The 321-nt window shown below is 46.1% G+C and carries 1 protein-coding gene; it reads right to left on the minus strand.

Going from position 1 to position 321, the window contains the following annotated elements:
• A partial coding sequence (locus tag BLO31_RS09345; protein WP_139158978.1) for a transposase occupies positions 1-321 on the minus strand: 321 nt, incomplete at both ends.

Genomic DNA, 321 nt, shown 5'->3' on the forward strand with positions numbered 1-321 from the left:
CCAAGCGCCCATCGAAGTGAATCGCTAGTTGAGACAATGTCATATTCCAGTTCTGTATCGGCATTGTCCATTTCTTAGATGCATTCAATATCCCAGCGTACAGCCGTTTTAGCAAGCTATTTTCACTCGGGAACCCACCTTTGGTTTTGGTCAGTTTACGGAACTGGCGGTGTACTGCCTCGATGGCATTCGTGGTGTAGATAGCCTTTCGAACGTACTCTGGATACTTGAAGTAAACTGATAGATTTTCCCACTTATTCCGCCAAGAACGCAGAACGATCGGGTACTGTTGACCCCATTTCGATTCTAAGCGATTCAGCT

This window comes from Vibrio sonorensis (assembly GCF_001854765.1).
GTDB lineage: Bacteria > Pseudomonadota > Gammaproteobacteria > Enterobacterales > Vibrionaceae > Vibrio > Vibrio sonorensis.